We start from the raw sequence: 4,491 nt of genomic DNA on the forward strand, positions 1-4,491 counted from the left end.
CGACAATATCGGCACCGTGCGCAAGACGACCAAGCTGGATACCGTCGATATCGTTTTCCTGACGGATGCCGCGCGCAGCGAAGGCGGGCCGCCGCCTGCGATCGAGAACAAGGTGAAGCAGCATCAGGAAGACGTCGCGGAGCTGCGGCAGGAGATCGAAGCGAACGCCCTGCTCTTCAACGCCATCGATTCGCGGCGCGTGCAGGCCGAGGACGTGCTTGCCGTCGAGTTCGACAATCCCGGGAAGGTCGTCATCTACGCGGCCGCCAAGCCGCCGAAGTGATTTGAGCGCGCCGCCACGCCTCACAGCTTGCCCATCACCTTCTGTTGAAATCCATAGACCTCGCGCTTGCCGCCGAGCGGCACCAGCGTGACGTCACGTTCCTGGCCCGGCTCGAAGCGCATGGCCGTGCCGGCGGCGATGTCGAGCCGCATGCCGCGGGCGCGTTCGCGGTCGAATTTCAGGCCCTCATTGGTCTCGAAGAAATGATAGTGGCTGCCGACCTGGATCGGACGGTCGCCGCTGTTGGCGACCTTGAGCGTCACCGTCGGCAGGCCCTTGTTCAACTCGATGTCGCCCTTTGCCGTGATGATTTCGCCGGGGATCATCGCGGCCTCACAGCACGCCGAAGGCAAGGCCAGCGCCGACCGTCGCGCAGGCGGCGCCGGCAAGACGCGCCAGGGCGCGGAAGCGGAGCCCAAGACCGAGCATGGCCGCGATGCCGATGCCATGAAGAAGTGCCGTCGCCACGGCAAAACCCGCCATATATTCGAGGCCGCCGGCATTCTCCGGCACTTCAGTGCCATGCGCATGGCCGTGGAACAGGGCGAACAGGCCGATGATGGCCACACCCGCCGAGACCGGCAGGTCGACCGCCAGCGCCACCAGCAACCCGAGGGCAACGACCGAAGCGAGGATACCCGGCTCGACGAAAGGCACCGGCACCTGCAGCATGCCGAGTGCTGCGCCCGCCACCATCGCGCCGACAAAGGCGAGCGGCCAGGCCCGCACCGCCTTGCTGCCTTTCATCGCCGCCCACAGGCCGACCGCGATCATGACGGTCATATGGTCGAGGCCCGACAGCGGGTGCATGAAGCCCGCCGTGAAGGACGAGGTCGTGCCGACGCCGACATGGGCGTAAGCCGGCATCGCCGCCGCCAGGAAGAGGATCGCGGCAAGCGCGGTGCGTTTCGTCGAAGCGGAAATCATGGGCGGGTCCTCTTCAAATTGCCGACTCATGCGGCCTTGCGGGGGCCGCAGCCCCCGGCCTTGAGCACGCGCTTGGTCGAGGCCGGATATTTTTTCAACTTTGCCGCCGGCCGAATCGGCCGCGGCGCGAAATTGCCGCCGCAGTTCGGGCAGACACCGCCGAGAACATTTTGCGCACAATCGGCGCAGAAGGTGCATTCGAAGGTGCAGATCAGCGCATCCGCCGCCTCCGGCGGCAGATCCTTGTCGCAGCATTCGCAATTGGGTCTGAGTTCCAGCATTGGATCCTCCTCACCGGATCGGTTCGTGCACGGTCACCAGCTTGGTGCCGTCGGGAAATGTCGCCTCGACCTGGACGTCGTGGATCATCTCGGCAATGCCGTCCATGACCTGGGCGCGCGTGACGACATGGGCGCCGGCCTCCATCAGCTCGGCCACCGAGCGGCCGTCGCGGGCGCCCTCGACGACGAAATCGGTGATCAGCGCGATCGCCTCGGGGTGGTTGAGCTTGACGCCGCGTTCCAGTCGTCTGCGCGCCACGATCGCCGCCATGGCGATCAGCAGCTTGTCCTTTTCACGCGGCGTCAGGTTCATGCGTCTTCTCGGTACTCAAGATCAAAGTATTCGAAGGTCAAAGTGACCATAATTTGGGCAGGCCAGCCCGTCCGTTGAGCAGCTCGACGAGCGGAATCAGCCGCTTGCGGAGCTGGTAGCCGTCGCCGGCGGTGAGCCTCGCAAGAAGCTTGCCAGATTGCCCGACGCTCCAGAAACTGGCGCCACCCTGATCACCGATGATCGCGCGGGCAGGTTCCAGCAGGGTTTCCGCACGCGGGGAGACGAGAAGCATCGTTGCACTTGCAAGCGCGCCGCCGGTCACGGCCTGGCGCTGGAGGCCGGCCGCGATATCCGGGCCGATGCGAAAGTCCTCGGCGTGGATGAGCCTGCCACCCTGGCAAACCCGCCAGCGGTCATGGAAATTGCCCAGGACCGTCCGTTCGCCCATCGCAAGCCGGCCGAACAGCGTCGCCTCCAGGAGCAGCGCCTCGGCGCCGACCGCCAGCTCGACATGCAGCGCGCGGGCAAAGGCCGCGCGGTTGAAAACGATGGTTTCCTGCGGCAGCCAGGCAATGCTGCCGCCGGCGCCAACCGTGAGGCTGACCTTCGTCTCGGCCCGGTCGGATGCGGCGCGATAGATCTTCTCGCAGGCCTGGGTGGTGATCGATGCCGAGGCGCCCTCGCCGACCTCGATCTCCCAGCCAAGCCGGTCGCCGCCGGTCAGCCCACCGGCCGTGTTGATCAGCACGGCCTCGAGCGGGTCGCCTTGCACCGCCGGCATGCGAATCTTCGCCGATCCGTCCTGATAGAGATGTTGAAGGCGGGTCCTGCCGCCGCTCTTGCCGCAGAAAAGCCTGCCTCGCCCGGCAACACGTTGCGCGGCAGGCAGAGAAATCAGGATATCCTCGATCATGTCCACGGCGCCAACGTTAAGCACTCCACCGGCTTTGTCGATATATAGCTTGTTGCTTGACATCGTTTCGGTTTCTATAGAGGGAGCCACCTTGGAGCGGTCACGCGGATTCCTGGCGAGGTAAGGGGCGACGACGTTTGTGAATCCGGGGACACAGGGGCGCTGATCAGTTGGCGTCGGAAAACGACAGGGGAAGGAACCGAATGGCTGACCAGCTGACGACCGAAATCATCGAAAAGATCAAAGCGCATGCCGAACCTGGCGGCGAAGAAATCACGCCGAGCACGGATCTCAACACGCTGGGGATCCATTCGCTGGAATTGACCGAGATCATCTTCGATCTCGAGGAGAAGTACGGCATCGAGATCGAGATGAACACGGTCGACGCCTGGAGCAACCTCAAGAACGTCGGCGACATGGTCGAGGCGGTTCGCGAACTGATCGCGAAAAAAGCCTGACTGCATGCTCAAGCGCGTCGTCATCACCGGCATTGGCGGAATATGCGGGCTCGGCACCGATGTGCCGGCGATCTGGGACGCCATGCGCGCCGGCCGTTCGGCAATCGGCCCGATCGACAATCCTTCGCTGCATGACCTGAAGGTCAAGGTCGGCTCCGAAATCAAGGCGTTGCCCGATCACGGCATCGACCGCAAGCAGGTGGTGTCGATGGACCGCTTCAGCCTGCTGGCGGTGATCGCGGCGCGCGAAGCGATGCGGCAGTCCGGACTGGTCGCGCATACCGACAACACCTATCGGATGGGTGCCGTTGTCGGCGTTGGCGTCGCCGGCTTCGAGACGATCGAGGAGAATTACCGCGCGATCCTGATCGAGGGGCGCAACCGCGCTGCTATCTTCACCGTGCCGAAGGTTATGCCAGGCGCGGCCGCCGGCCAGGTCAGCATGAGTCTCGGCCTGCGCGGACCCGTGTTCGGCGTCACTTCGGCCTGCGCGTCGGCCAATCATGCCATCGCCTCGGCCGTCGACCAGATCCGGCTCGGCCGCGCCGACGTCATGGTCGCCGGCGGCACCGAGGCGCCGCTGGTCTGGGGCGTGCTCAAGGGCTGGGAGGCGCTGCGCGTGCTCTCGCCCGACACCTGCCGGCCGTTCTCTGCCGACCGCCAGGGCCTGTCGCTCGGCGAAGGCGCCGGCATGGCGGTGCTGGAAAGCTACGACCACGCAATGGCGCGCGGCGCCACCATCCTTGCCGAGATCGCCGGCGCGGGCCTCTCGGCCGATGCCTCCGACATCGTCGCGCCGACCGTCGAGGGACCGGAAGCGGCGATGCGCTTCTGCCTGGTGGATGCAGGGCTCAATCCCGAGGACGTCGACTATCTCAATGCGCATGGCACCGGCACCAAGGCCAACGACCAGATCGAGACCGCGGCGATCAAACGCGTCTTCGGCGAGCATGTGAGCGCACTCTCGGTCTCCTCGACCAAGTCGATGCATGCGCATTGCCTTGGCGCCTCGGGCGGGCTGGAGATGATCGCCTGCGTCATGGCGATCCGCGACGGCATCGTGCCGCCGACTGCCAATTTCCGCGAGCCCGACCCCGAATGCGATCTCGACGTGACGCCGAATGTGGCGCGCGAGCGCAAGGTGCGCGCAGCACTGAGCAACAGTTTTGCCTTCGGCGGCACCAATGCCGTGCTGGCCTTCAAGGCGATCTGAGACGGGCGATCTGAGATGGGCGAGCCGACGCGGGCGCTCGCCGGCGCCGGACGCGTTCCCATCCTTGCGGGTGCCGGTTGACTGACCGTCCATGGGGGGCGATTGCCGGCCATATTGATCCCAGAGGGCCGGGGTCCTAAGT

7 protein-coding genes and 1 pseudogene are annotated in these 4,491 nt (G+C 65.4%); 3 read left to right on the forward strand and 5 right to left on the reverse strand.

Annotated features, from left to right (window positions below; all coding sequences use genetic code 11):
• Window positions 1-283, forward strand: a pseudogene (locus EOA79_RS29950) (hypothetical protein); the annotation flags it as partial.
• A 20-nt stretch (window positions 284-303) separates the two neighbouring features.
• Here EOA79_RS29950 and EOA79_RS29955 read toward each other — a convergent pair.
• From EOA79_RS29955 to EOA79_RS29975, 5 genes are read right to left on the reverse strand one after another with little or no spacing between them, the layout of a single operon-like run.
• Entirely contained in the window at window positions 304-609 is a 306-nt protein-coding gene (locus EOA79_RS29955; protein WP_095825540.1) for an urease subunit beta, read from the reverse strand.
• Window positions 610-616: 7 nt separating this feature from the next.
• On the reverse strand, window positions 617-1,210 hold the full coding sequence (locus EOA79_RS29960; protein WP_095825539.1) for a HupE/UreJ family protein: 594 nt from the start codon (window positions 1,208-1,210) through the stop codon (window positions 617-619).
• 26 nt (window positions 1,211-1,236) lie between these two features.
• A complete protein-coding gene (locus EOA79_RS29965) occupies window positions 1,237-1,491 on the reverse strand; it encodes a DUF1272 domain-containing protein (RefSeq protein ID WP_067323959.1) in 255 nt (84 codons plus the stop codon).
• 10 nt (window positions 1,492-1,501) lie between these two features.
• Window positions 1,502-1,804 (reverse strand): urease subunit gamma, encoded by a 303-nt coding sequence (locus tag EOA79_RS29970; RefSeq protein ID WP_067323957.1) that lies wholly within the window; start codon window positions 1,802-1,804, stop codon window positions 1,502-1,504.
• Window positions 1,805-1,841: 37 nt separating this feature from the next.
• Entirely contained in the window at window positions 1,842-2,684 is an 843-nt protein-coding gene (locus tag EOA79_RS29975; RefSeq protein WP_179293656.1) for an urease accessory protein UreD, read from the reverse strand.
• A 197-nt stretch (window positions 2,685-2,881) separates the two neighbouring features.
• Here EOA79_RS29975 and EOA79_RS29980 point away from each other — a divergent pair, with 197 nt between their 5' ends.
• Both EOA79_RS29980 and EOA79_RS29985 read left to right on the forward strand, forming a co-directional pair.
• Window positions 2,882-3,136 (forward strand): acyl carrier protein, encoded by a 255-nt coding sequence (locus EOA79_RS29980; protein WP_040975089.1) that lies wholly within the window; start codon window positions 2,882-2,884, stop codon window positions 3,134-3,136.
• 4 nt (window positions 3,137-3,140) lie between these two features.
• Window positions 3,141-4,349: a beta-ketoacyl-[acyl-carrier-protein] synthase family protein gene (locus EOA79_RS29985; protein ID WP_066999123.1), complete on the forward strand. Its 1,209-nt coding sequence runs from the start codon at window positions 3,141-3,143 to the stop codon at window positions 4,347-4,349.
• The last annotated feature ends 142 nt before the right edge of the window (window positions 4,350-4,491 follow it).

It is taken from the genome of Mesorhizobium sp. M1A.F.Ca.IN.020.03.2.1, assembly GCF_004023205.1.
In the GTDB taxonomy this organism is placed as follows: Bacteria; Pseudomonadota; Alphaproteobacteria; order Rhizobiales; family Rhizobiaceae; genus Mesorhizobium.